The sequence below is a fragment of the Streptosporangium roseum DSM 43021 genome (genome assembly GCF_000024865.1).
Taxonomy (GTDB): domain Bacteria; phylum Actinomycetota; class Actinomycetes; order Streptosporangiales; family Streptosporangiaceae; genus Streptosporangium; species Streptosporangium roseum.
The window spans coordinates 10,007,506-10,028,572 of record NC_013595.1 but is presented as its reverse complement, the minus strand read 5'-3'; the positions used below and the strand labels follow the sequence as shown (position 1 = coordinate 10,028,572).

The 21,067-nt window shown below is 69.6% G+C and carries 23 protein-coding genes; 12 read left to right on the top strand and 11 right to left on the bottom strand.

Annotated features, from left to right (window positions below; translation table 11 throughout):
- Positions 1-62 precede the first annotated feature (62 nt).
- Entirely contained in the window at positions 63-797 is a 735-nt protein-coding gene (locus SROS_RS43895) for a GntR family transcriptional regulator (RefSeq protein WP_218919782.1), read from the top strand.
- 27 nt (positions 798-824) lie between these two features.
- On the opposite strand, the gene SROS_RS43890 is transcribed toward SROS_RS43895, so the two are convergent.
- Positions 825-1,808 carry an AraC family transcriptional regulator gene (locus SROS_RS43890; protein WP_012895439.1) on the bottom strand — a complete coding sequence of 328 codons (984 nt, stop codon included), beginning with the start codon at positions 1,806-1,808 and terminating at the stop codon, positions 825-827.
- Positions 1,809-1,911: 103 nt separating this feature from the next.
- Between SROS_RS43890 and SROS_RS43885 the strand changes: the two genes are divergently transcribed.
- The 4 genes from SROS_RS43885 (at position 1,912) to SROS_RS43870 (ending at position 5,462) form a co-directional block, all read left to right on the top strand.
- Positions 1,912-2,826: an SDR family oxidoreductase gene (locus tag SROS_RS43885; protein WP_012895438.1), complete on the top strand. Its 915-nt coding sequence runs from the start codon at positions 1,912-1,914 to the stop codon at positions 2,824-2,826.
- The gene (locus tag SROS_RS43880) at positions 2,823-3,428 is read left to right on the top strand and encodes a DUF4440 domain-containing protein (RefSeq protein ID WP_012895437.1); all 606 of its coding nucleotides are present in this window, start codon (positions 2,823-2,825) and stop codon (positions 3,426-3,428) included. Before SROS_RS43885 ends, SROS_RS43880 begins: the two co-directional genes overlap by 4 nt.
- A gap of 673 nt (positions 3,429-4,101) precedes the next feature.
- The gene (gene soxR, locus SROS_RS43875) at positions 4,102-4,590 is read left to right on the top strand and encodes a redox-sensitive transcriptional activator SoxR (protein ID WP_012895436.1); all 489 of its coding nucleotides are present in this window, start codon (positions 4,102-4,104) and stop codon (positions 4,588-4,590) included.
- Positions 4,591-4,853: 263 nt separating this feature from the next.
- Positions 4,854-5,462, top strand: a complete 609-nt coding sequence (locus SROS_RS43870; protein WP_245564510.1) for a carboxymuconolactone decarboxylase family protein — start codon at positions 4,854-4,856, stop codon at positions 5,460-5,462.
- A 243-nt stretch (positions 5,463-5,705) separates the two neighbouring features.
- Here the strand turns inward: SROS_RS43870 and SROS_RS43865 are convergent, their stop codons facing one another.
- Positions 5,706-6,101, bottom strand: a complete 396-nt coding sequence (locus tag SROS_RS43865; protein WP_012895434.1) for a nuclear transport factor 2 family protein — start codon at positions 6,099-6,101, stop codon at positions 5,706-5,708.
- 297 nt (positions 6,102-6,398) lie between these two features.
- On the opposite strand from SROS_RS43865, the gene SROS_RS43860 reads away from it, so the two are divergent.
- From SROS_RS43860 to SROS_RS43850, 3 genes are all read left to right on the top strand, one after another.
- The gene (locus SROS_RS43860) at positions 6,399-6,959 is read left to right on the top strand and encodes a carboxymuconolactone decarboxylase family protein (RefSeq protein WP_012895433.1); all 561 of its coding nucleotides are present in this window, start codon (positions 6,399-6,401) and stop codon (positions 6,957-6,959) included.
- Between the two features lie 148 nt (positions 6,960-7,107).
- Complete coding sequence (locus tag SROS_RS43855) at positions 7,108-7,620, top strand: hypothetical protein (RefSeq protein ID WP_245564509.1); 513 nt, start codon at positions 7,108-7,110, stop codon at positions 7,618-7,620.
- 245 nt (positions 7,621-7,865) lie between these two features.
- Positions 7,866-9,464 (top strand): NAD(P)-binding domain-containing protein, encoded by a 1,599-nt coding sequence (locus tag SROS_RS43850; protein ID WP_012895431.1) that lies wholly within the window; start codon positions 7,866-7,868, stop codon positions 9,462-9,464.
- Here SROS_RS43850 and SROS_RS43845 read toward each other — a convergent pair.
- Entirely contained in the window at positions 9,437-10,597 is a 1,161-nt protein-coding gene (locus SROS_RS43845; RefSeq protein WP_012895430.1) for a carboxylate-amine ligase, read from the bottom strand. The genes SROS_RS43850 and SROS_RS43845 overlap by 28 nt on opposite strands.
- A 323-nt stretch (positions 10,598-10,920) precedes the next feature.
- On the opposite strand from SROS_RS43845, the gene SROS_RS43840 reads away from it, so the two are divergent.
- Positions 10,921-11,853: a TrmH family RNA methyltransferase gene (locus SROS_RS43840; protein ID WP_245564508.1), complete on the top strand. Its 933-nt coding sequence runs from the start codon at positions 10,921-10,923 to the stop codon at positions 11,851-11,853.
- 78 nt (positions 11,854-11,931) lie between these two features.
- On the opposite strand, the gene SROS_RS43835 is transcribed toward SROS_RS43840, so the two are convergent.
- Positions 11,932-12,567 carry a TetR/AcrR family transcriptional regulator gene (locus SROS_RS43835; RefSeq protein WP_012895428.1) on the bottom strand — a complete coding sequence of 212 codons (636 nt, stop codon included), beginning with the start codon at positions 12,565-12,567 and terminating at the stop codon, positions 11,932-11,934.
- A 136-nt stretch (positions 12,568-12,703) separates the two neighbouring features.
- On the opposite strand from SROS_RS43835, the gene SROS_RS43830 reads away from it, so the two are divergent.
- On the top strand, positions 12,704-13,561 hold the full coding sequence (locus SROS_RS43830; protein WP_043654196.1) for an SMI1/KNR4 family protein: 858 nt from the start codon (positions 12,704-12,706) through the stop codon (positions 13,559-13,561).
- A gap of 175 nt (positions 13,562-13,736) precedes the next feature.
- On the opposite strand, the gene SROS_RS43825 is transcribed toward SROS_RS43830, so the two are convergent.
- From SROS_RS43825 to SROS_RS43815, 3 genes are read right to left on the bottom strand one after another with little or no spacing between them, the layout of a single operon-like run.
- Positions 13,737-14,015: an antibiotic biosynthesis monooxygenase family protein gene (locus tag SROS_RS43825; protein ID WP_012895426.1), complete on the bottom strand. Its 279-nt coding sequence runs from the start codon at positions 14,013-14,015 to the stop codon at positions 13,737-13,739.
- Positions 14,012-14,587 (bottom strand): DUF2867 domain-containing protein, encoded by a 576-nt coding sequence (locus tag SROS_RS43820; protein ID WP_012895425.1) that lies wholly within the window; start codon positions 14,585-14,587, stop codon positions 14,012-14,014. The genes SROS_RS43825 and SROS_RS43820 overlap by 4 nt, the downstream gene beginning before the upstream one ends.
- On the bottom strand, positions 14,584-16,497 hold the full coding sequence (locus SROS_RS43815) for a fumarylacetoacetate hydrolase family protein (protein ID WP_012895424.1): 1,914 nt from the start codon (positions 16,495-16,497) through the stop codon (positions 14,584-14,586). Before SROS_RS43815 ends, SROS_RS43820 begins: the two co-directional genes overlap by 4 nt.
- Positions 16,498-16,553: 56 nt before the next feature.
- Between SROS_RS43815 and SROS_RS43810 the strand changes: the two genes are divergently transcribed.
- Entirely contained in the window at positions 16,554-17,135 is a 582-nt protein-coding gene (locus SROS_RS43810; protein ID WP_012895423.1) for a TetR/AcrR family transcriptional regulator, read from the top strand.
- Between the two features lie 1,116 nt (positions 17,136-18,251).
- Here the strand turns inward: SROS_RS43810 and SROS_RS43805 are convergent.
- The 3 genes from SROS_RS43805 to SROS_RS48450 all read right to left on the bottom strand — a co-directional run bounded on the left by SROS_RS43805 (position 18,252) and on the right by SROS_RS48450 (position 19,743).
- The gene (locus SROS_RS43805; RefSeq protein ID WP_218919781.1) at positions 18,252-18,623 is read right to left on the bottom strand and encodes a GNAT family N-acetyltransferase; all 372 of its coding nucleotides are present in this window, start codon (positions 18,621-18,623) and stop codon (positions 18,252-18,254) included.
- The gene (locus SROS_RS52525) at positions 18,624-18,788 is read right to left on the bottom strand and encodes a hypothetical protein (protein WP_218919780.1); all 165 of its coding nucleotides are present in this window, start codon (positions 18,786-18,788) and stop codon (positions 18,624-18,626) included.
- Between the two features lie 268 nt (positions 18,789-19,056).
- Entirely contained in the window at positions 19,057-19,743 is a 687-nt protein-coding gene (locus SROS_RS48450; protein WP_012895422.1) for a hypothetical protein, read from the bottom strand.
- 216 nt (positions 19,744-19,959) lie between these two features.
- Here SROS_RS48450 and SROS_RS51555 point away from each other — a divergent pair, with 216 nt between their 5' ends.
- Positions 19,960-20,118 carry a hypothetical protein gene (locus SROS_RS51555; RefSeq protein WP_169369507.1) on the top strand — a complete coding sequence of 53 codons (159 nt, stop codon included), beginning with the start codon at positions 19,960-19,962 and terminating at the stop codon, positions 20,116-20,118.
- A 408-nt stretch (positions 20,119-20,526) separates the two neighbouring features.
- Here SROS_RS51555 and SROS_RS43795 read toward each other — a convergent pair whose 3' ends face one another.
- Positions 20,527-20,841 (bottom strand): hypothetical protein, encoded by a 315-nt coding sequence (locus SROS_RS43795; RefSeq protein WP_148269412.1) that lies wholly within the window; start codon positions 20,839-20,841, stop codon positions 20,527-20,529.
- Between the last annotated feature and the right edge of the window lie 226 nt (positions 20,842-21,067).

Sequence of the window (21,067 nt, the reverse complement as noted above, 5' to 3'; positions counted from 1 at the left end):
TCTTGAACGGCCTTCTCCGGATGAGTGGTAACAAACAGGTAAGATCTTGGTAAGGTGAAGGCGTGACGCTAAACATGAGGTCCGGGCTCAAGCGCGACCGGGTGCGCGACGTCCTGCTCGACTTCATCGCCGACATGAAGCCGGGTGAGGCGATCCCCTCCGAGCGGGATCTCTGCAAGGAGCTCGGCGTCTCCCGGCCCACGGTGCGCGCGGCGATCGACGACCTGGTCAGGTCGGGCCTGCTGGTCCGCGAGCACGGGCGCGGCACGTTCACCGGCCCCCACCGGGTCACCCAGGCGCTCGCCTCGACGACCGGCAACTCGTTCTACGCGCCACCGGCGGAGGGCACCTGGCTCAGCCGGATCCTGGACTTCGGCTCCGCCCCCGCCGGCGCGCGGCTCGCCACCCGTCTCCAGCTCTCTCCCGCCGACCCCGTCCTGCGGGTCGTACGGCTGCGCGTCGTCGACGACGAACCCATGGCGATCGAGCGCATCCACCTGCCGCACGCCCTGGTGGACGGCCTGCTCCCGGCCGACATGGAGTCGGGATCGTTCTACCGGCTCCTGCGGGAACGGTTCGACGTCGACGTCCGCACGGCCGTGCAGACCATAGAGCCCACCGTCACCGACGAGACCGAGGCCGCCCTGCTGCACGTGCCCCAGCACGCCCCGGCCCTGCTCTTCGAGCGCACCACCCGCGACGCCGGCGGCCGGATCGTCGAGTTCACCCGCTCCATCTACCGGGGCGACCGCTACCGCGTCACCTCCGAGCTGTCCTTCAACGCCGATTCCGGCTGAGCCTCGCGACCCGCGGCGTCACGCCCGTCACGGCGCCCGCCGGGACGCGCGGCGGTGCTCCCCGGCGGACGGGCCCGCACTCTGGCGCGAACGGCGATACTCGCCGGGCGTCTGACCGCACCAGGTGCGGAAGGCGAGGTGGAAGCCGACGCCGGACCGGTAGCCGACGCGTTCGGAGACGCGGTTCTGCGCCAGCGTCGTCTCGGTCAGCAACCGTGCCGCCTCCTGCATCCGGCGGCCGGTCAGATGGCGCATCGGCGGCTCGCCGACGAGATCGCGGAAGGTCGCGGCGAAGGCCGACCGTGACAGCCCGGCCTCCGCCGCCAGCGACTCCAGCGTCCATGGTTCGGCGAACCGGCTGTGTACGGCCAGCAGCGCCCTGCTGATCGCCGGGTGGCGCAGCGCGCGCAGCACCGGCTCGCCGAACGTGAGCTCGCTGAGCACGGCGCGCAGGGCGAGCACGAACGTCAGCTCGAACGCCCGTAGCGCCACCAGCCCCGCCCCGGGCTCGCCGTCCGCCCACTCGCAGGTCAGCCCCCGCAGCGTGTCGGCCAGCAGCGGCTGCCTCTCCAGCATCGGCCGGTCGAGCACGAACACCGCGGGCAGCGCCCGGTACAGCGGGGCCGTGGCGGCTCCGTCGTAGTGCAGGCCGCCGCACAGCATGGTCGTGACCGGCCCCGGGCCGTCGATCTCGACGGTGCGCACGGTGCCGGGCCGCCGTCCGGGGAGGAGCCCGGACAGCGGGACGGTGGGGCGGCCGGGCCGGTCGGCGAGCCGGTGCGCGCTGCCGTGGGGGAAGACGGCCAGGTCGCCGGCGCGCAGCCGGATCGGCCCCGCCGCCTCGGGCAGCTCCACCGTGCACTCGCCTTCCTGCACGTAGTGCAGAATCGCGCAGTGCTCGCTCTCGCCCGCCACGCCCCAGGGCGCCCGCGCCGACCAGCGGCTCTGGAAGACGCCGTGCAGGCGCAGCGGGGCGAGCAGCTCGCTCAGCAGGTCTCCGTCGCACTCCACGGACGATCCTTAAGCATCAAGAGACAAATGTATATCGATCGTATCGAACCGGAGCACGCAGACTGGTCTCCGATCCACCGAATCCCCAGTGACGGAGTGCGTGATGACATCGATCGAGCGGCAGCGGCACCTTGTGGTCGGTGCGGCGGGAGCACAGGGCGGCGCCGTCGCCCGGCGGTTGCTGGCGCGGGGCCACCGCGTGCGCGGGCTGACCCGCTCGGCGGAGGGCCGCGACCGCCTCCCGGAAGGGGTGGAACCCTTCGTCGCCGACCTCGGCGACCCCGAGCAGGCCAAGGCGGCCTTCGCGGGCACGACGCACGCCTCGGTCCTGCTGCCCATGATCTACGAGCCGGAGCGGGTCGCCTCCTACGTGCGCAACGTCGCCGACGCGGCGCTCGCCTCCGGCCTGCGGCGCCTGGTGTTCAACACCGGCAACCGGCTGCCGGAGGCCGTGACGGGGGTGGCGGCGTTCGAGACCAGGCGGGCCGCCGCGACCGCGATGCTCGGCTCGGGCGTGCCCACCGTCGTCCTGCGTCCGCCGATCTACCTCGACAACCTCTGCGCGCCCTGGGTGGCGGGGCCGCTCGTCCACGACGGCGTGCTGCGCTACCCGCTGCCCGCCCGCTCCCCGGTCGCGTGGCTCAGCCACGACGACCTCGCCGCGGCGACGGTGGCCGCCCTCACCCGGGACGGCCTGGCCGGCACCGTCCTGGACCTCGGCGGTCCCGACACGGTGACCGGCCCGGAACTGGCCGCGGCCTTCACCGCTGAGCTGGGCCACCGGGTCGACTACGCCGCCCAGGACCCCGCCGGGTTCGAGGCGGGTCTGGCCCACGCGCTCGGCGCCCCGGCTGCGGCCGGCGTGGCCTCGACCTACCGGTGGATCGCCGGCGCCGGCGAGACCCTGTACGGCGTGGACCGCCAGGCGGTGGAGGAGACGCTGGGCATCAGGCTCACGCCCCTGCGCACCTGGATCGCCGCCCGCCCCTGGCGCCTCCTCGCCGGGACCGCCCGATGACCGGGCCACACGAGGCGGCGGGCGGTACGGCGCGCGGGACGGTCGCCGGGAGCGTTCACGGGACGGACGCCGGGGGCGTTCGGGAGGCGGCGGACGGGAGGTCCCGCGAGGCGGATGCCGGGAGCGTTCGGGAGGCGGCGGACGGGAGGTCCCGCGAGGCGGACGTCGCGGCGGCCTGCCGGGCGGAGATCGTCCGGCTGCACGAGGTCATCGAACGCTGGCTGTCGGGGAGAGCGCCGCGCACCGCCGAGGAGTTCGACGCCTTCGCCGGGTCACTCCTGCCGGGCTTCACGCTCAGCGGGCCGGACGGCCCGTCGCTGACCCGCGATCAGGTGCTGGCCTGGGTCGAGGCCGAGCACGGCCGTACGCCGGGGATCGAGATACGGATCCGCGAGGTGGAGCTGGTGGCGGCGGACGGCTCGCTGCTCGTGGCCGCCTACCAGGAGTGGCAGCGCGGTACGGGCGCGGACCGGAATCGCCGCTCCACCGCGGTGTTCCTGCGCGATCCGGCGGCTCCGCACGGACTGCGCTGGCGGCACCTGCACGAGACATGGATGCCCGGGACATGGATGTCCGAGACCCCGGCACCCCCGTCTGGTTGATTGTCACGGGCCCGCCCGACGGGGCGCCGATCGACATGGTCGGAGGTTTCCCGGCGCCGGCGTGGCCCGAGGGGAGCCGGGCAGGTCAAAGGCCATGGACCGGCGAATGTCACGATTTCAATATCACGCTGCCGTTGCCGCGATATATCGGATCTATCACCGTATTCGCCGCAAACTTGCCTGTAGCGCTGATTCCCCGGAACGTGCGTACATCGGGGCGCGATGAATGCACGGAAGCCGGGTTCCGCGCGGAGACGGACACCGTTGGCCTTCCGGCATGTGTTCGGCGGACCGCCCCGGCTGGTCGCGGCCTTCGGCGCGATCCCGCTCGCCGCCACGACACCCGTCAGGCTGACCTGTACGCCACCTCCGTGGCGGACGGGGGCGTCCGCCGGACGCGGAAGAGTGCGGTGATCGGGACCGCCGAGGCCGTGATCGAAAGCGGCTCGGAGCCGCTGGGCGCCGGATCCCGGCTGATGGCGTGCGGTGCCGGACGGGTCACGGCCGGTTCCGGAGAGGCCGGCGGGGCGGGCAGGGCGAGTGTGGCGAGGCCGATCCGCTCCCGCTGTCCGGCCGGGTGGGGAGGTCGCGGTGGGAGCGTCCCCTGTGCCGGTCGCGCCCGGCCGGGCATGAAACCTCGATCATGGTATAGGTAAAGCCGTACCATCGCGCCATGCTCAAACCTCCCTTCGACGCCGCCGAGCTCACCGTCGGCCAGCTCGCCGCGCGCTCGGGCGTCGCGGTCACCGCCCTGCACTTCTACGAGGACAAGGGCCTCATCCACAGCCGCAGGACCGCGGGCAACCAGCGCCGCTACCCCCGCGAGACCCTGCGCCGGGTCGCCTTCATCCGCGTGGCGCACCGGGTCGGCATCCCGCTGCGCATGGTCGCCGAGGCTCTGGCGGAGCTGCCCGAGGGCCGGACTCCCACCCGCGCCGACTGGTCCCGCCTGTCCGCCGGATGGCGTGCCGAACTCGACGTCCGCATCGACCGGCTCACCCGCCTGCGTGACGATCTGTCGGACTGCATCGGCTGCGGCTGCCTGTCCGTCGACCGGTGCGTCCTGAGCAATCCCGACGACCGGCTCGGCGACGAGGGGGCCGGTCCGCGCCGCCTGCTCGGCGAACGGCTCCCGGGCGAGAGCCGGCACGGGCCCGCCTGACGTCGCCGCTCCCCGGGAGCGGCGGGAAAACCGGGCTCCCTGTCAAATTCCGGGCTGGCAGGAAGTGGTTGCCGGTGGACAACTTGATGCCTCCGAGCCGTCTGGTCCATGGAGGGCGGAGAACGCAGAGTTATTTGTGTGAGGACATATGAACAGCTCTGCAAAGGAGTCAGGAAATGACAAACGCAGTCGCCTATCCAGCCCGCCCGAATGTTGCCGAAAAACTGTCGGACATACTTTCTTCCCGTGCCCCGTCCTGTGATGTGGAATGGGCGGACCGCACCCGTCCGGGCCAGTTCAACCATGAGGGGGACTCCACGCCTCACATCGCTCTCAACTCCGACGAACCCGGAATTCGAGGCCTGTTCAAATACCGGCCGGATGCGGCTTTCCCGCTGAACGGGCTGGTGGAGGTGCTGCTGTTCCGGGAGAACTCCCTGTCGCGTGGGGAGCGGGAGCTGATCGCCACATATGTTTCGGCGCTGAACGAGTGCAGGTTCTGTTTCTTCACCCACGCGGCCATCGCGGCCGCGCATCTTCCCGAGGGGATGACACTGGTGGAGCAGGTACGCGCGGACCTGGACGCGGCACCGGTCTCGGAGAAAATGAGGGCGTTGCTGGTCATCGCGGCCGCGGTCCAGCAGGGCGGGAAGAAGGTCTCCAGGGCGGACGTCGACGCCGCCCGGGCGGCGGGTGCGACGGACATGGAGATCCACGACACGGTGCTGATCGCGGCGGCGTTCTGCATGTACAACCGCTACGTCGACGGCCTGGGCACGATCGCCACCGATGATCCCGCGCACTACGCCGTGCGCGCTCAGCGGAGCGACGGCTACCTGGCGGTGCTGACCGACGCGCTGAGCCAGGGCTGACGGCGGCGCCGGCGGGTGCGCGCCCGCATCCGGGACGGAGACGGGGAAGGAGCCGGAGAAGAACGGAGGAGAGCCGGGGAGGATATGCCGGCTGTGTGGCAGGCCCCACCACCACGGAGGTTCTCGGCGCAGATCGGATTGTGCGGAAAACAGCCGACTGGCGGTAGGGCCTGCTGTGATCGACCGATAGCCGGTATCAGCGCCGAATGGTCACCGGGATGGAGCGGGAATGGCGCATCCTGTTTACTCGAAGAACGCGTCGATGTTGTAAAGGTCCTGCGGGTAGCTCCAGCGTTCGCTGATCTTGCCGTCGGTGATGCGGAACACGTGGACACCGCGGTCGTCCAACTGCCGGCCGGCGCGCTCTCCGTGGACGCGGACCGTCACCACGGTGCGGTCCTCGCCGGGGATGATGGAATCGGGCTCGAAGCGGACCGAACCGTCGGTCATTTCGGTGAACTTCGCGAGATAGCCCAGCACCTGGTCTTTCCCGCGATATTCACCGGCCAGAGGGCCTCGGCCCGGAACATGGAAGACAACCTCGTCGGCGAGCAGGTTGTCACGGACGTGATCCAAGTCTCCCTTGGCGAGCGCGTCGTAGCTGTCACGGGCAAGGGTGATTTTGGGATCTTCAGACACGAATGTCCTCCTTGCGGTAGCTGATGGGTATTTGCGCGCATTGGTGACGCTAGCTTGGCTGGCACGGGCGGACAAGGGAGTGAGGACACACTTACCGTGGAGCTATATGGCCGTGACTGGACCAGTCAATGGCCGATGGCCGCCGAATAATGTGTTGTCCGGATCCTAATAATGCGATGTCCGGAAAGGGGCCGTTGACAGCCGTACGCCAATGTGGCGATCATGAGCATTTGTCGGATGATTTGTGCGCTAAGGCGGCGTGAGAGATGCCTTCGTCTCGCCGGTAAGGGAACATCTATGCCCCACATCACGCTCAACTCGGACGCGCCGGGAATCCGGGGCCTGTTCATGTTCCGCCCGGAGACCGCCCGTCCACTGAACGAGCTGGTGGAGGTGCTGCTCCGGCAGGAGAGCACCCTGTCGCGCGGGGAGCGGGAACTGATCGCCGCTTACGTGTCGGCGCTGAACGAGTGCCGATACTGCTTCTCCTCGCACGCCGCCTACGCGGCCGCGCAGCTGCCCGAGGGGATGGCGCTGGTGGAGCAGGTCCGTGCGGATCTCGGGGCCGCGCCGGTCTCGGAGAAGCTGAGGGCACTGCTGGCCATCGCGGCCGCGGTCCAGCAGAGCGGGCAGAAGGTCTCCGAGCAGGAGATCGCCGCCGCCCGCGAGACGGGCGCGACGGATCTGGAGATCCACGACACGGTGCTGATCGCGGCGGCGTTCTGCATGTTCAACCGCTACGTCGACGGCCTGGCCACGATCGCCCCCGACGACCCGGCCTCCTACACCGCACGGGCACAGCGGATCGTCTCAGACGGTTACCTGGCGTTGCTGGCCGAATCGCAGCGCCAGACCTGAGGGTCCGCATCGGGGAACGCACGCCTGTGCCCTTGAGAGGCGCCGAGAAGACCACACGCCGATCACCCGGCGGACCCGACCACCGCGGAGGACACCCATGGCGAGCCACTCAGGCGCGTTACCGGCCAGAACAGGCCCGATCGGTTCGATGAACACCGACTACCACCGGATCGGCGTGAACGCCTTCCTGGTGATCGTGCTGGCGCACTGGGCCGAGCACGTGACGCAGGCCGTACAGATCTATGTCATGGGCTGGCCGGTCCCGGAGGCGCGCGGGGTGCTCGGGCTGCCGTTCCCGTGGCTGGTGACATCCGAGTGGATGCACTACGGCTACGCGCTGGTCATGCTCGCCGGGCTGATCCTGCTCCGGAAGGGCTTCACCGGTCGCGCCCGCACCTGGTGGAACATCTCCCTGGGCATCCAGGCCTGGCACCACCTGGAGCATCTGCTGCTGCTCGGCCAGGCGCTCACCGGGCTCCACCTGATGGGCAAGCCGGTGCCGACCAGCATGATCCAGCTCCTGGTGCCCCGCGTCGAGCTGCACCTGTTCTACAACGCGATCGTGTTCGCGCCCATGGTGGTCGCCATGTGGCTGCACCGCAGGCCGAATGAGACCGAACGGGCAGCCATGAATTGCCGCTGTGCCACTGTCGCGGCCTGAGCGATGTGATCTCCTGAGACCGTTGCCCCGTGAGGCGGGAGCCGCCGGTAGCGCCGTCGGCTCCCACAGGGCGCGGCCCCCGCACCTGGGGAGTCTGACCGGACGGGACCGCTCACGCCGTGCGTGAGGCGTCCCGCGTTCCCGACCGCACGAGGAGTGCCCTTGCCACCCACCGCCCTGACCACCGACGCCCCCGGCACCGCCGGCCACATGGACCTGCCGGCCGGGACGGAGCGTCGAGGCCGATGACGACGGGATCCGGCGAGCACATCCACCGTTACCTGATCATCGGGGCCGGACCCGGCGGTCTGCAGATCAGCTACTTCCTGCAGCGTGCCGGCGCCGACTACCTCACCCTGGAGCGGGAGGCCGAGCCGGGAGGCTTCTTCCGCCACTACCCGCGCCACCGCAGGCTGATCTCGCTGAACAAGGTCCACACGGGTGAGAAGGATCCGGAGATCGCCCTGCGCTGGGACTGGAACTCCCTGCTCAACGACGCGCCCGGCCTGCTGTTCCCCCGCTACTCGCAGGAGTACTTCCCCTCCCCGGAGGACCTGCTGCGCTACCTGGCCGACTTCCAGCGGGAGCACGAGCTCAACGTGCGCTTCTCCACCGCCGTCGACCGGGTCGAGAAGGTGGACGGGGTCTTCGTCGTGCACACCGCGGGCGAGGTGTTCCGCGCCGAATGCCTGATCATGGCGACGGGCTGGGGCGGGCCCAACATCCCCGACATCCCGGGGATCGAGCTGGCTGTCGGATATGAGGACATGTCGACCGCCCCGGAGGATTTCACCGACAAGCGGGTGCTGATCATCGGCAAGGGCAACTCGGCGTTCGAGACCGCCCAGGCCATTCTCGGCCATGCCGCCGTCGTCCACCTGGCCAGCCCGCGTCCGGTCCGGTTCGCGTGGACGAGCAAACACCCCGGCGACGTGCGCGGCCAGTACGGCGCGCTGCTGGACAGCTACTGGTTCAAGACCCTGCACGGCGTGCTGGAATGCCAGATCGACCGGCTCTGGCGGGAGGGCGACCGGTTCAAGGCGGAGATCACCTACACCCTCGCCGAGGGCGAGCAGGCACTGCTGGAGTACGACACGGTGCTGCGATGCACCGGCTTCACCATGAGCACCGCCCTCTTCGACGACTCCTGCCGGCCCGAACTCGCCCCGAACGGGCGGATCCCGGCGATCGGCCCCGACTTCCAGTCGACGAACGTCGACGGCCTGTACTTCGCCGGCACCCTGATGCAGGGCCGCGACTTCAAGGGCGCGTCCTCGGCGTTCATCGACGGGTTCCGCTACAACCTGCGCACCCTGGCCCGCCTGCTCGACGAACGGTACGGACAGGTCCCGCTCGACCACCGGCTGCTGCCGGTCGACGCCGACCAGCTGACCGCCACCATGCTGGAGCGGGTGAACTACAGCTCGGCGCTGTGGACCCAGTTCGAATACCTGTGTGACGTGTACGTGGTCGACCAGGCCACCGGCCGGATCCGGCACTACGCGGACCTGCCGGAGGACTACGCGGTCGACCGGTTCGCGGAGCATCCCCTGTACTTCACCCTCACCCTGCGGTGGGGGCGCGGCGACTACGGTGACGTGTTCGCCATTCAGCGGCACCCGACCCCCGACCGGGCACACGAGAGCGCCTTCCTCCACCCCGTCGTCCGGGCCTGGAACCATCGCGAGATGGTCGCCGAACAGCACCTGCTGGAGGACCTGCTCGCCGTGTGGCGTCACCCGGTCCGGCACGTGCAGCCGCTACGCGCGTTCCTGACCTCCCGGCTCACGCCCCCGGCGGAGGCGCCGGACTCCGCTCAGCCCCACATCCCCGAGCCCTCCTGATCCACCAGATGCCCGATCAGGTGGTCGACCACGTCGGCGGGCCGCCCACGGCGATCGTGGGCCGCCCGCTGACGCGCCGCCCCGCTGCCGGCGGCGCGCAGCCGCTTCAGCCGCGCGGTCACCGTCTCCAGGTCGCCGGTCCGCTCCAGGGACGGGCCGATGTGCCGCAGCAGCGCCTCGCACAGCTCGGCGGCGGGGGCCAGGCGGCCGGTGAGCGGGTCGATCCCCTGTCCCTCCAGGCCGTCACGGGCCGCCTGCCAGTAGGCGGCCCGTAGCAGCTCGGCCGACAGGCGCGGGCCGGGGTCACCGGAGTCCACCCGCTCCAGCGACACCACCACCAGTGCCCGCACCACGGCCGCGAGCAGCGCGGACTCCTCGGCGGTGGCCGGCACGTCGGTCACCCGGACCTCCAGCGTCGGCAGCCGCGCCGAGGGCCGGATGTCCCAGAAGATCGTCCCCGGGTCCACCAGCACCCCGGCCCCGGTCAGCGTGCCGATCAGCTCCTCGAACTCGGCCAGGGAGGCGAAGTACGGCGGCGGCCCGGCCACCGGCCACTTCCCCCAGCTCAGCGTCCGCCAGCTCGCGTATCCGGTGTCACGGCCCGCCCAGAACGGGGAGTTGGCCATCAGCGCGATGAGCACCGGCAACCACGGCCGCAGGTGGTTGCTGACCAGCACCGCCCGCTCGCGGTCGGGCAGGTGCACGTGGACGTGTCCCGCGCAGATGCTCTGCTCGTCGTGGAGCGCCCGGTAGGTGTCGATCCCCACGTCGTAACGCGGGTGGTCGGTGATCGGCGGCGGGACGACCTCGCCCAGCACCGGCGTGCCCGAGGCGACCACCGCCAGCCCTCCGGCCCGAGCCGCGGCGGCCATCGCCGACCGCATCCGCCGTAGCCGTCCCTCCAGCTCGGAGATGTCGGCGCACGGCGGCGTCTTGGCCTCCACCTGGAACCTGGTGATCTCCGTGCTCACCTGCTCGCCCAGCTCGGCGGCGGCACGCTCCACCACCCCGGCCGCCTCCGGCGCCACCGCCCGCGTCGACGGGTCGACGACCAGATACTCCTCCTCGACCCCCACCAGGGGGCAGAGCGCGTCGAAGGTCGGTGGATCCGATGCGTCCACGGTCGCCGTCATCCCTACTCCCGCCCGGGGCAGATCGCCCGTGTCCGGTGGCGTTCCTACCGACGTCACGCTACCTATTCGATCTTGTTTCCGCGGGCGTAAAACGGCATCTCTCCCAGAAGATCATCACGATTCGGGGCGCCGGAGGGCGGGGGCCGGACCGGCGGACGAGACACGGCTTCCGCGGGAGTGCGCCGGGGCCGTGAGCGTCAGGCCGAGAAGCGCGCGACCCACTCGCGGGCTCCGGGGAGAATCTCCTCCACCGGGGGGATGCCCGGAAGCCGGCGCCGGCTGATCAAGATCCGGTGAGGGGCCGGGCTGTTAGCCTTGCTCCTGTGCCGGGCAGAGAACACGACAGCGGAGCGAAGCGGGGCAGTCGCGCCAGGACGCGCGGGCCCCTCGCGGCCGCGCCGCCTCCCGCACAGGCCACCCGGCCCGGGCGGGTGCCGAAGGTCACCGCCCGCAACGCGCTCTTCCAGCAGTGGCAGGCCCTGCTGACCAACCGCACCAAGCGCCAGCGCACCGGGGAGTTCCTCATCCACGGCGTGCGGCCCATCACGCTGGCCGTCGAGCACGGCTGGCCGCTGCGCACCCTGCTGTACCCGGCCGGCCAGCGGCTGTCGGCGTGGGCGCGGCGCCTGATCGACGACAGCGGCGTCCCGCTCGCCGAGGTCGCCCCCGAGCTGCTGTGGGAGCTGGGCGAGCGGGAGTCGGAGACGCCCGAGCTGATCGCGGTCGGGGCGCTGCTCCCCGACGACCTCGACCGGCTGCGGCCGGGGCCGGGCTTCCTGGGAGTGGCCTTCGACCGCCCCGGCAATCCGGGCAACATCGGCACGCTGGTGCGTTCGGCCGACGCCTTCGGCGCCGCGGGCCTGATCGTGACCGGTCACGCCGCCGACGTCTACGATCCCAAGTCGGTGCGGGCGAGCACCGGATCGCTGTTCAGCCTGCCGGTGGTGCGCCGGCCCTCGCCGGACGACGTGCTCGACTGGGTCGGCGCGCAGCGCGACGGGGGGCTGCCGATCAGGATCGTGGGCACCGACGAGAGCGGCTCGACGCCGATCTCCGGGTGCGACCTCACCGTCCCCACCCTGCTGGTGGTCGGCAACGAGACCGCGGGCATGAGCGCGCGCTGGCGTGAGATGTGCGACGAGGTCGTGCGGATCCCGATGGGGGGTGCCGCCAGCTCGCTCAACGCGGCCTCGGCCGGCACCCTCGTGCTGTACGAGGCCGCCCGGCAGCGCGGCTTTCCCGCCACGATCCAGTGATCCCGCCCGCGCCCACCCGGCTGACCGGACGGGACGGACCTGTGCCGCCGGTCTGCGCCGGGTGAGGACCTCCGACGGTCACGAACGGGTCTTCCGCGCGCCGACGGCGTGTTCGAAGAGGTCGGCCAGCTCGCGGGCGTGCGCTTCGAGATCGTGCTCGGGGTGCGCGGACCAGTAGGCGAACATGTTGTCCATGGCCGCCAGGTGGCTGACGGCCATGACGCGGACGTCGAACGGCCTGAACTCGCCGCTCTGCTGTCCGAGGCGGTAGATGTGCTCCAGCGACTGGAACAGCTCCTCGCTCGCGGCGACCCCGTAGCGGGGCCTGCCGTCCGGCAGGCGCAGGTTGGAGAAGATCTCGCCCAGCGCCTTGACCTGGGCGCGGTGCTCGCGCATGTGCTGGGCACCGGCGATGATCTGGGTCCTGAGCAGCGCGGTCGCGGTCTCCTGGCCCTCCATCCTGGCCAGGATGTATCGCACGGTGTCGGCGTAGACCTGGCTGACCACCTCCTCCATCAGCTCGTCCTTGCCGGTGAAGTGGTAGGAGATGACGCCCTTGCTGATCCCCGCGTGTTCGGCGATGCGGGCCAGTGAGGCGCCGGCGAACCCGTGCTCGGCGATCACCTCTATGGCGGAGGCGACGATCTGCGCCCGGCGGGCCGTCTCGATGAACGACCTCGAATTTTGGCCCACTGGATTATTTTCTGGCCGCATGGAAAAAATCTAACAGGTCCGGCCAGACGGCTGCGGGCCCGGCACGCCTGCCGGACGGTCGATGCCGGGCGAGGCCTTCCCCGGCGGGCCGCCGGGGCGGACTTCCGATCGTGGCGGCTCGCTACACTCGCGGGCCATGACGACGATCGATGAGTTGGTCCGCCTTGTGCCGCCGCCCACGGAACCGGTCGATGCGCGGGGCGACTGGAGTGAGGTCGAGGCCGCCCTCGGGCTTGAGCTGCCCGCTGACTTCAAGACGCTCGTCGAGCGATACGGGCGCGGCCAGTTCGTTGACCTCATCACGCCGCTGACCCCGTTCGGCGCTCACGACCTGCTGATCCAGCGCGCTCAGCAGCTGCTTGGCAGGGAGAGGTCTTTCCGTGAGAAGTATCCCGACGAATGCCCCTACCCCTTCTACCCGGAACCCGGTGGGCTGCTGGAGTGGGCCGGCACCGACAACGGTGATTCGCTCTGCTGGCTGACCGAGGGAGAACCGGACAGCTGGCGCGTCGTGGTCTGGAATCCGCGCAGCGTCGCCTACGACGCGCATGACATCGGCGCGGTGGAGTTCCTCCACGGCTGGCTGAGCGGGCGGATCACCACGCCGATATTGCCCGGCGAGGTCGAGGCGTCGCCGTGGTTCGAGCCGTTTCTCGAGCGCGAACACGTCTACATCAGGCTGTCCGAGAGCGAGTCGCCCTACCACGAGCGGCTGCGGATCCTGCGTGACGCGCTCGCGCCCACGGCGGACCGAGGCAGCTACAGCGACGAAGACGATCACGGCGACGAGGACGATGCCCGGCAGGACCACTTCGCCGCCACGGACCTCGGCTGGCTGCTGACCTACGAGACGGTCTACGGCCACCAGATCCGGGTCGCCTTCCCGCCCGGAGACGGAGAGAGGGCTCGCGTCGCCCTGTTCGACGCGGCCCGCCGTATGGGCTGCCAGGTGTTGTCGACGACGACGCGCCTCGGAGAGCCTGTCTGGACCTGAGCGGCGGGGCGGCCGTCGACGGGCGGGCCGGCCTGTTCGGCGCGCCCCTGCTCGGCGCGATGTCCAGCCGATACGTCGCCGGGAGCCGGCCGCCGGCCATGATGCCGGCCGGCCGGCTCGTCCGGCACCTCCCCGCACGCTGGACGCCGCCCTGTCCGGCTGAGCGAGGACCGGGTCAGGCCGCCGTCAGCCGGATGATCTCGCGGGGCCGTACCTCGCGCTCGTCGTAGGCCAGATCGAGGCCGGCCGCCTGCACGGCGACCAGGGAGGCGGCGAAGGCCTCCTCCGACTCCCACTGCACGATGGAGGTCACCGCGTCGTCGGTCTGCCAGCATTCGGCCGACAGGCACCCGGGCGTGCTCCGGAACACCTCGGCGACCTGGTGCACGCGTGCGACGAACTCCTTCCGGTGCGAGGCGTGCGGGTAGTGGTGTGCGATCATCCCGACCTTCATGCTGCGCTCCTCTGCCATCCGCGTCCGATCATGTGAATCAGGGCCGGGTCCACGATCAGGTGGCGGAAAGGCCTGATCGCGGCCATGTAGGCCCTGCCGAACAGCCCGTTCGGCTTGACGAGCACGGCCATCTGCCCGCGGTAGCCGCCGCGGGAGTCGGGCACCCAGCCGATGTGCATGACGGTGTGCACGGTCTTGTTGGCCAGTTCCGTCACCCACTCGTTGTCGGTCAGGTAGACCGAGGTGAGCGGCACGGCGATGGGGTCCGGTACGGTCGGGCCGTCGCGCAGGTCGGCAGGGAGCCGGTTGCGCAGCGTCTCCACCCGCGCGCCGAGGCCGGCGTCCGGCCGGTCCCAGCCGAACAGCCTGCCGATCTTCCAGCGCAGCGCGAACAGGCTCCGAGCGGCGCCGGAGAAGTGGCCCTGGCCGGTGACCATCTGCCGCACCAGCCGCTGGAGGTCGTCGGGGCCGCCGGGGGTGGGCAACTCCCAGACGTCCTCAAGCCGGAAGTCGGGTGTCAGGGTGTGGATTCGCCAGGGGCGTGAGGTGTGGGCGGTGTCCGGGAGTCTCATGAGCGGGCGGCCTCCCATTCGGCCATCAGGGCGAACAGCGCGAACCTGTCGAGCACGGGCTGCTCGGGATCGATCTCCCGGTAGCGCCGGTAGATGTTGACCACGATCCGCTCGGCGTCCAGCCAGGAGGCGTAGTCGGCCAGGTCGGCGGCGAACGCCGCCTCTCGCAGGTTCAGGCCCTTGGCGTGGGCGAGGTCGGCCTGCTCGACGACGTGGGCGAGGTAGGCGCGCACGGCGCGGATCCCGTCCGGGTCCGTCACCGGGCCGTGGCCGGGGACGACGGTCGGCGCGTCCAGGGCGAGCATCGTGTCGCAGGCGGAGATCCAGTTGGCGATGGGGCCGCTCCACACGATCGGCGTGCATCCGATGAACAGCAGGTCGCCGGCGAACAGCACGCCCGCGTCCGGTACGTGGACCACCGTGTCGGCCTCGGTGTGGGCCGGCCCGAGGTCGAGCAGGCGCACCTCGCGGCCGCCCACGTCGAGGGTGAGCCGCCGCTGGAAGGTCTGGTCAGGCTCGCGCAGGCGGATGCCCCCGAAGTCGAAGCCGCCGAAGCGCTCGCGCATGTACGGCGTGAGCACCGGCCCGAGGTCCATCACCTGCAGCGCCGCCGTCAGCTCCGGCGGCATCTCGGTGCGCATCCCATGCGCGGTCCCCTCGGCGGTGATCACGCGCACCTGGGCGGGCAGGAGCCCGCCGCCGTGGGTGTGGTCGCCGTCGGCGTGGGTGAGCACGGCGTGGGTCAGCGGGTGCCGATCGGTGACGACCCGCATGCCGTCCAGCATCTCCCCGGTCAGTGACAGGTCGTAGAGGGTGTCGACCAGCAGGGACGCACCCTCGCCCGTGACCAGGCCCGCGTTGCTCCTGCCGTAGCCGCCGTCGGGTAGCAGCCACGCCCAGACGCCCTCGCCGACCTGGTGGAGCCCCGCCGTGTACGGCAGGGCGGAGGGGGCCGGGTTGCGGCGCGGTCGTCGTGGTCCGGCGGCGGGATCGGGCCGGGCGGCCAGCGGGTACGGTGCGGCCGAAGCCCGCGCGGTCTGCCGGATCTCGCCCAGTCCCTCGGCGCTCAGCCGTACCACGTCGCCGTCCTTGAGCCAGCCGGGGAAGGCGGCCAGGTCGGCGAAGCTGAGGTGCTCGATGAGGCAGCAGCCGGGCACGGTGCCGGAGCCGAAGACGTCGCCCGGCTGGAGCTCGGCGCCGCGGGAGGCGTAGGAGATCACCTCGCCGAAGGACCAGTCCATCGCGTCGGCGCGGCCTTCGCCGACGGTGACGCCGTTGACCTCGGCGCGCACCGCGACGGCGAGGCCGGCGGGCAGCTCGTCGGGGGTGACGAGCCAGGGGCCGAGCGTGGTCGCCCCGTCCTTGCCCTTCGCCTGGCCGATCTTGAGCTGGCTCTCCAGGCCCTGCAGGTCGCGGGCGCTCCAGTCGCACATCAGGGTGTAGCCGGCGATGTGCTCCTCGGCCTGCTCGGGGGTCAGGTCGCGGCCCGCGGTGCCGATCACCGCGCCGATCTCCAGCTCGAAGTCGAACCATGCGCTGCCCGGCGAGATGGGTACGTCGTCGTGGGGTCCGATGACGGTGGCGGGGTTGGCGAAGTAGAAAGCCGGGATCTGGTACCAGGTGGGCTCCAGGTCCCCCGTGCCACCGGTGGCTTTCAGGCAGCCGCGCATGTGGTCGAGGAAGCACAGGCAGTCCCGGATGGACGGGGGCCTGGGGATGGGGGCCCGCACCATGACGTCGGACAGCGGCACGACCTCGTCCGGTTCGGCGAGCGCCTGCTCGCCCGCCTGCCGCAGCCCGGAGCCGAGCAGTCCGAGCAGGGTCGTCCCCGGGGGAAAGGCGTGGATCAGGTCGCCGTCGAGGACGCCGGCACGGTCACCGTCCTCGGCGGCATAGGTCACGAAGCGCACATCAACCTCCTGTGTTGGCCAACATAGAATATGATTGTTAGCACAAGGGGGGTGGCGTGACAACACGACGAGAGCAGACCAGCACCGAGAGCCGCGAGCTGATCCTCACCGCGGCGGCGCAGCTGTTCGCCGAGAAGGGCTACCGGCAGACGACCTTCATCGACGTCGCGGAACGCTCCGGGATCAGCCGGGGCTCCATCCCGTGGCACTTCGGCAACAAGGAGGGCCTGCTGCTGGCCGTGCTCGAACACTCGGTGGAGATGGTCCGCGCCGGCCTCGCCGAGGTGCCCGAGGAGGTGGAAGACGGCCTTGCGCGTTTCGAGGAGGGCTTCAGTGCCCTGTTCGCGCGGCCGACCACCAAGCTCTTCGTCACGCTGCTGGTGGAGGCGCTGGAGCCCGGCTCGCCGATCCACGGCCGCTACGTCGAGATCCACAACACCCTGCGCGACCACTGGAAGCGCTGGCTGGAACGACTGCCCCTGCCACCCGGGCTGACCGCCGAGGCGCTGGCCGTCACGATCGTCGGCGCCGGAATCGGCATCCACCAGCAGTGGCTGCTGGCGCCCGAGCGGGTCGACGCCGAGCAGGCGCTGGCCGCACTCCGTGCGATGACGGCCGGACTGCTGTCGGCCGGATGATCACCTCCGCACGTGGGAAGCCGATCCTCCGCCCGCGGGATGAGTGGCACCCGGGACAGACGTGATCCTCGCAGAAGCCGGCCCGTGACCCCGTTCGAGGAGAACCCGTGACCGCTCACGCCATGACGGTGACATCGACGGGTACGGCGTCTCCTGGCCGCCGAGCGGAGATCGGCCTGCGCCAGGCGAGCCGAGGGCGGTAGCGGATTGATGATCGCGCATTGACGGGATGCCTGGTTCGTGTGATCTTAGGGTCAGCGCTGAGCTCCGTCCTTGCGCCGATCTCCGAACGGGAGAACGACGTATCACAGATCTCAGCGACAAGTGCCGTTCCTTGAGAGGCGGTTTGTCGTGCCCGCTGTTCTGGCTGGTCTCGTTGCAGTGACTCCGTGGCTCGTGGGTGTCTTCGCCTGCTGTCTGCTCGGAACATATGTCGTAGCGGTTCTGACGGCTCTTCTGCATTCCGATCCGAAACGCCGAGCCGATGCGAGAGCGGTTCTTGATCGGCATGCCTTCACAGTGCTGCACCGGAAAAAGAACTGACGGTCGTGCGGTCCTGCACGTGCGTGGTCGTCCAGCCACACGTGTGCTTGATCGTCGCTCAGTGTCGACGAGTATGGAGATGAAGACTGGCCATGGACGGTCTCCGGGACCGTCCAGAGCCGTTCACCGCGCCGCTCGTCATGGCTCCGGCCGTTCGGATCCGTCCGGCTCGGTTCATGTTGACCGACGTGCTCAGTGAATACCCAGGCGCCTTCGTTGTACGTGAGTCCCGTGGCGAACTTGTCACGGAGCCGCTGGCCGAGCCCGGGAACGACAGGTGGCGGATCGGCGGTCGCCAACGGCCGAAGTGCGGATGCCGCTGCTTCGTTCATCCGAACGGTGAGCACCGTGGCACGCTACCGGCCCCGATGCCAGGCCACCAGCCGGGAAGATCGCGGTCCGCGCCATGCCGATCTGCTGCGCCACAGGCCAAAGGCCGTCCGCCTGGCTCAACGCCGGAGTCCATGCGTCAGAGGCGGCGGAGCGGGCGGGGCACGGGGTGGACGTGCTTCTCAAGGTCTACGCCGGTGGTCCTATTCCGCGTATGTTCCGGGTCTTCACCAATGCGAACCGTCATGCGAGTTCGTCGTGCCAGTCCGGAGGCGTAATCGTCCCGGAAAGCCAGTCACGCCGGAGGATCGCATAACCGATCGAGTCATGGCGTGTGCCATCCGGAGCCGGCCACGCCTCCCGGTAGTGCGACTCCTTCGCATAACCGTTCTTGCGAAAGGTCGCTCGCATCGCCTGGTTGTCCTGGCGCGTCGTGCCCTCGATCCTCACGATGCCGGGCAGCTCCGTGAACAGATAGCCGGTCAGCCAGGCCACCGCCTCCGTGCCGACGCCTCGCCCTCGCCAAGCCCGCCCTATCCGCAGGTCGAACATGGGCGTGTCATCGGTGAGGTCCTGAAGTTTGACCAGCCCCGCGCGCTCACCGTTTACGAGCACCTAGAACGTCCTTGTCTCCTCGCTGTCATAAAGGCCTTCGGCGGCCCGGCGCCGGACCGTCTCCCTGTCCTGTGTTCCCACGTGGTACGGCCACTCTTCCCCCGCCAGGAAATCGGCGAGCACTTCCACATCGCCGGGTGAGAACCTCAAGAACTCAATGCTCATCCCTTGATCGTCTCGGTCGGCCATGTGGCGGTCAAACACATTTCCGCCCGCCCCGGGTAGCGAGAGGTCACTGAGGAGAGACCCACATCCGGCTGAGCCGAGGTCGCGGCCGCCGAATCAGACGCTCTGAAGGGTTGTGAAACGAGGTGAACGATCGCAATCAAGCCGCACTGTCAGCTTGGGAATCATCCACTGACCTTGCCGCTCTGAGACGGGTCATCGGTGGCGTCCGTGGAGCTCAGCACGAGTGCAACAACCAGCCGCGTGATCAAGGCCGGTAGGCGTCAGACAGCGGCAGATAGGAGCTGAAGTGGTCGACCACGATGTCTGCCACGGCCTCCGCATCGTCGAGCCCATCAACCTCAAGGACTCGTATGCCCAGGCGGCCAGCGGAGCGGGCGGCCTCGTCGGCGACGAGGCGGTCTCGGGCGAGTCGGTTGCGCTGTGCTCGATCAGGGTCGCTGACCGCGTGATCGACGGCGGTGGCACGGGGCAGCTCGCGGAGCTGACGCTCACGGAATTCCTCGCTCGGCACCATAACGATCATTCGACGGGGTGAGTCGATGATGGGGGCGACCAGTTCGGGACGTAGTCCCCAACCTTCGGCGATGATGGGTCGCCCCGATACCAGGCCGCGCAGGTCGTCCAGAGCCCACTCGAACCGCATGGGGAAGCCGGCCAGGGTCTCGTCGGCCATCTCTTGAGGGCTGGTGTTCACCCAGACACTGTCCGGGGCGGGGTCTGCGATGGGCTCGCCAAGTCGCGCTCGGCGTGCGATCCGACGGTCATTGTGTGCACGCGCGTCGTGATAGTCGTAGTGGTACGCGGTCAGCCCGTACCGGATGGCCAGCAGCCTGGCGACGGTGGATTTGCCGGCCCACTGGCCACCTCCGATCCATAGGGCGCTGCGCAAAGTGCCGAGCGGATCCCAGACCTCACTACCTGTAGCGTTCACGGTTACAGCCTGACGGCGTACAGACCGAAGAAACAGTCTTGTTCTGCCTGCCTGGCCGGAAGATGATCGTAGAGAGGGGAAGCGGCACACTCTCCGCTCGCAACTTGTCGAACGCCTCTGGCGCCGCAGCGCCTCCTGCCCCTTGAGTGTCCACCTGCAATCCGCCGGTCCAGGGTTCCAGCTCGGAGATCAGCCACGTCGCTCGGTGACCCACGGGTGAGGAACGAATCCTGGCTCAACGCCGGAGTCCACGCACCAGAGGTGGCGGAGCGGGCGGGGCACGGGGTGGACGTGCTTCTCAAGGTCTACGCCACGTGCGTCGACGGGCAGTGTGAGATGGCGAACAAGCGGATCCTGGAAGCGCTCACGACGTGACATCCCTGACAACGGAACGGGCAGGACTCCGGGTAGCTCTCGGGGTCCTTCGTCGTGTCGGCTCCCGCGCCCTCGGAACCGTTCCGCGCGCTTCCGGAACTCCCTTGCTGACCTGGGGAAACGCCGTTGGTCCCATTCCGCGTATATTCCGGGACCACTGGCGGACAGCTGCATTCGACTGCATGTGCCGGTAAAGATCGCCAGGAACGTAGGCCCAGGTCAGAGCCTACGTTCCTGCTCGCGAGTGGTAGGGCGCCTGGGACTCGAACCCAGAACCTACGGATTAAAAGATCGCCCTCGGCCTGTTCCGGATGGTTCAACGCAGGTCGGAGGGCATGCGTGGCCCATCCTGAACGGCTCTGAACAATCCTGCACTGCAACGGGAAATGCAACTGCTCGGCAGGCCGATCACTCCTCTCCCTTGGAGTTCGTAGGCATGGAGTCGTCCTGAGGGACAGCGCTTCGAAACTCTTCGATCAGCGGCCACAGCGGGCTGTCCTTCTGGTTGAAGGTGTCGATATCGATGCGCTGATCTTTGTCGATGATCCTCGCGTTCGACGCGTCGTCCTCCTCGGTCGACTCAGTGACCGATCGACTCACCTTCTCCGGACTGTCGCGACTGGCCAGATGGACTCCGACTACGAGAATCAAAGCAATGCCCGAGAGGACCATCAGCCAGGAGCGCCACGCCCGACCAGCCCTGGACCGCATTGGGTCTTCCATGATCACCTGTCTACTCCGATGCGCACGGCAAGTCTGGCGTTTCACGAACAGGCCGCGAGAGCAGTAAGGGTCTGGCGCCTTGTCGCCAGTTTGGAAGATTTCGACGCGCGACTCTCTGACTTGCCGCACTCCAGGTCCGAGAGCTTTTGGTTCCCGCGAGTTCCCGTCACCCCCTCCTGACCCCTGGCCCTCCTGGCACGTGAGTGGCACGGCTGGGGTGGCTACG

Bases quoted from the DNA above. Each gene is read 5' to 3' on its own strand.
- SROS_RS43885 (WP_012895438.1), top strand. From the start codon at position 1,912: ATGACATCGATCGAGCGGCAGCGGCACCTTGTGGTCGGTGCGGCGGGA.
- SROS_RS43820 (WP_012895425.1), bottom strand. From the start codon at position 14,587: ATGAGACTCCCGGACACCGCCCACACCTCACGCCCCTGGCGAATCCAC.
- SROS_RS43850 (WP_012895431.1), top strand. From the start codon at position 7,866: ATGACGACGGGATCCGGCGAGCACATCCACCGTTACCTGATCATCGGG.
- SROS_RS43860 (WP_012895433.1), top strand. From the start codon at position 6,399: ATGCCCCACATCACGCTCAACTCGGACGCGCCGGGAATCCGGGGCCTG.
- soxR (WP_012895436.1), top strand. From the start codon at position 4,102: ATGCTCAAACCTCCCTTCGACGCCGCCGAGCTCACCGTCGGCCAGCTC.
- SROS_RS43845 (WP_012895430.1), bottom strand. From the start codon at position 10,597: ATGACGGCGACCGTGGACGCATCGGATCCACCGACCTTCGACGCGCTC.
- SROS_RS43795 (WP_148269412.1), bottom strand. From the start codon at position 20,841: ATGGAAGACCCAATGCGGTCCAGGGCTGGTCGGGCGTGGCGCTCCTGG.
- SROS_RS52525 (WP_218919780.1), bottom strand. From the start codon at position 18,788: ATGAGCATTGAGTTCTTGAGGTTCTCACCCGGCGATGTGGAAGTGCTC.
- SROS_RS43825 (WP_012895426.1), bottom strand. From the start codon at position 14,015: ATGAAGGTCGGGATGATCGCACACCACTACCCGCACGCCTCGCACCGG.
- SROS_RS43855 (WP_245564509.1), top strand. From the start codon at position 7,108: ATGAACACCGACTACCACCGGATCGGCGTGAACGCCTTCCTGGTGATC.
- SROS_RS43880 (WP_012895437.1), top strand. From the start codon at position 2,823: ATGACCGGGCCACACGAGGCGGCGGGCGGTACGGCGCGCGGGACGGTC.
- SROS_RS43835 (WP_012895428.1), bottom strand. From the start codon at position 12,567: ATGCGGCCAGAAAATAATCCAGTGGGCCAAAATTCGAGGTCGTTCATC.
- SROS_RS43830 (WP_043654196.1), top strand. From the start codon at position 12,704: ATGACGACGATCGATGAGTTGGTCCGCCTTGTGCCGCCGCCCACGGAA.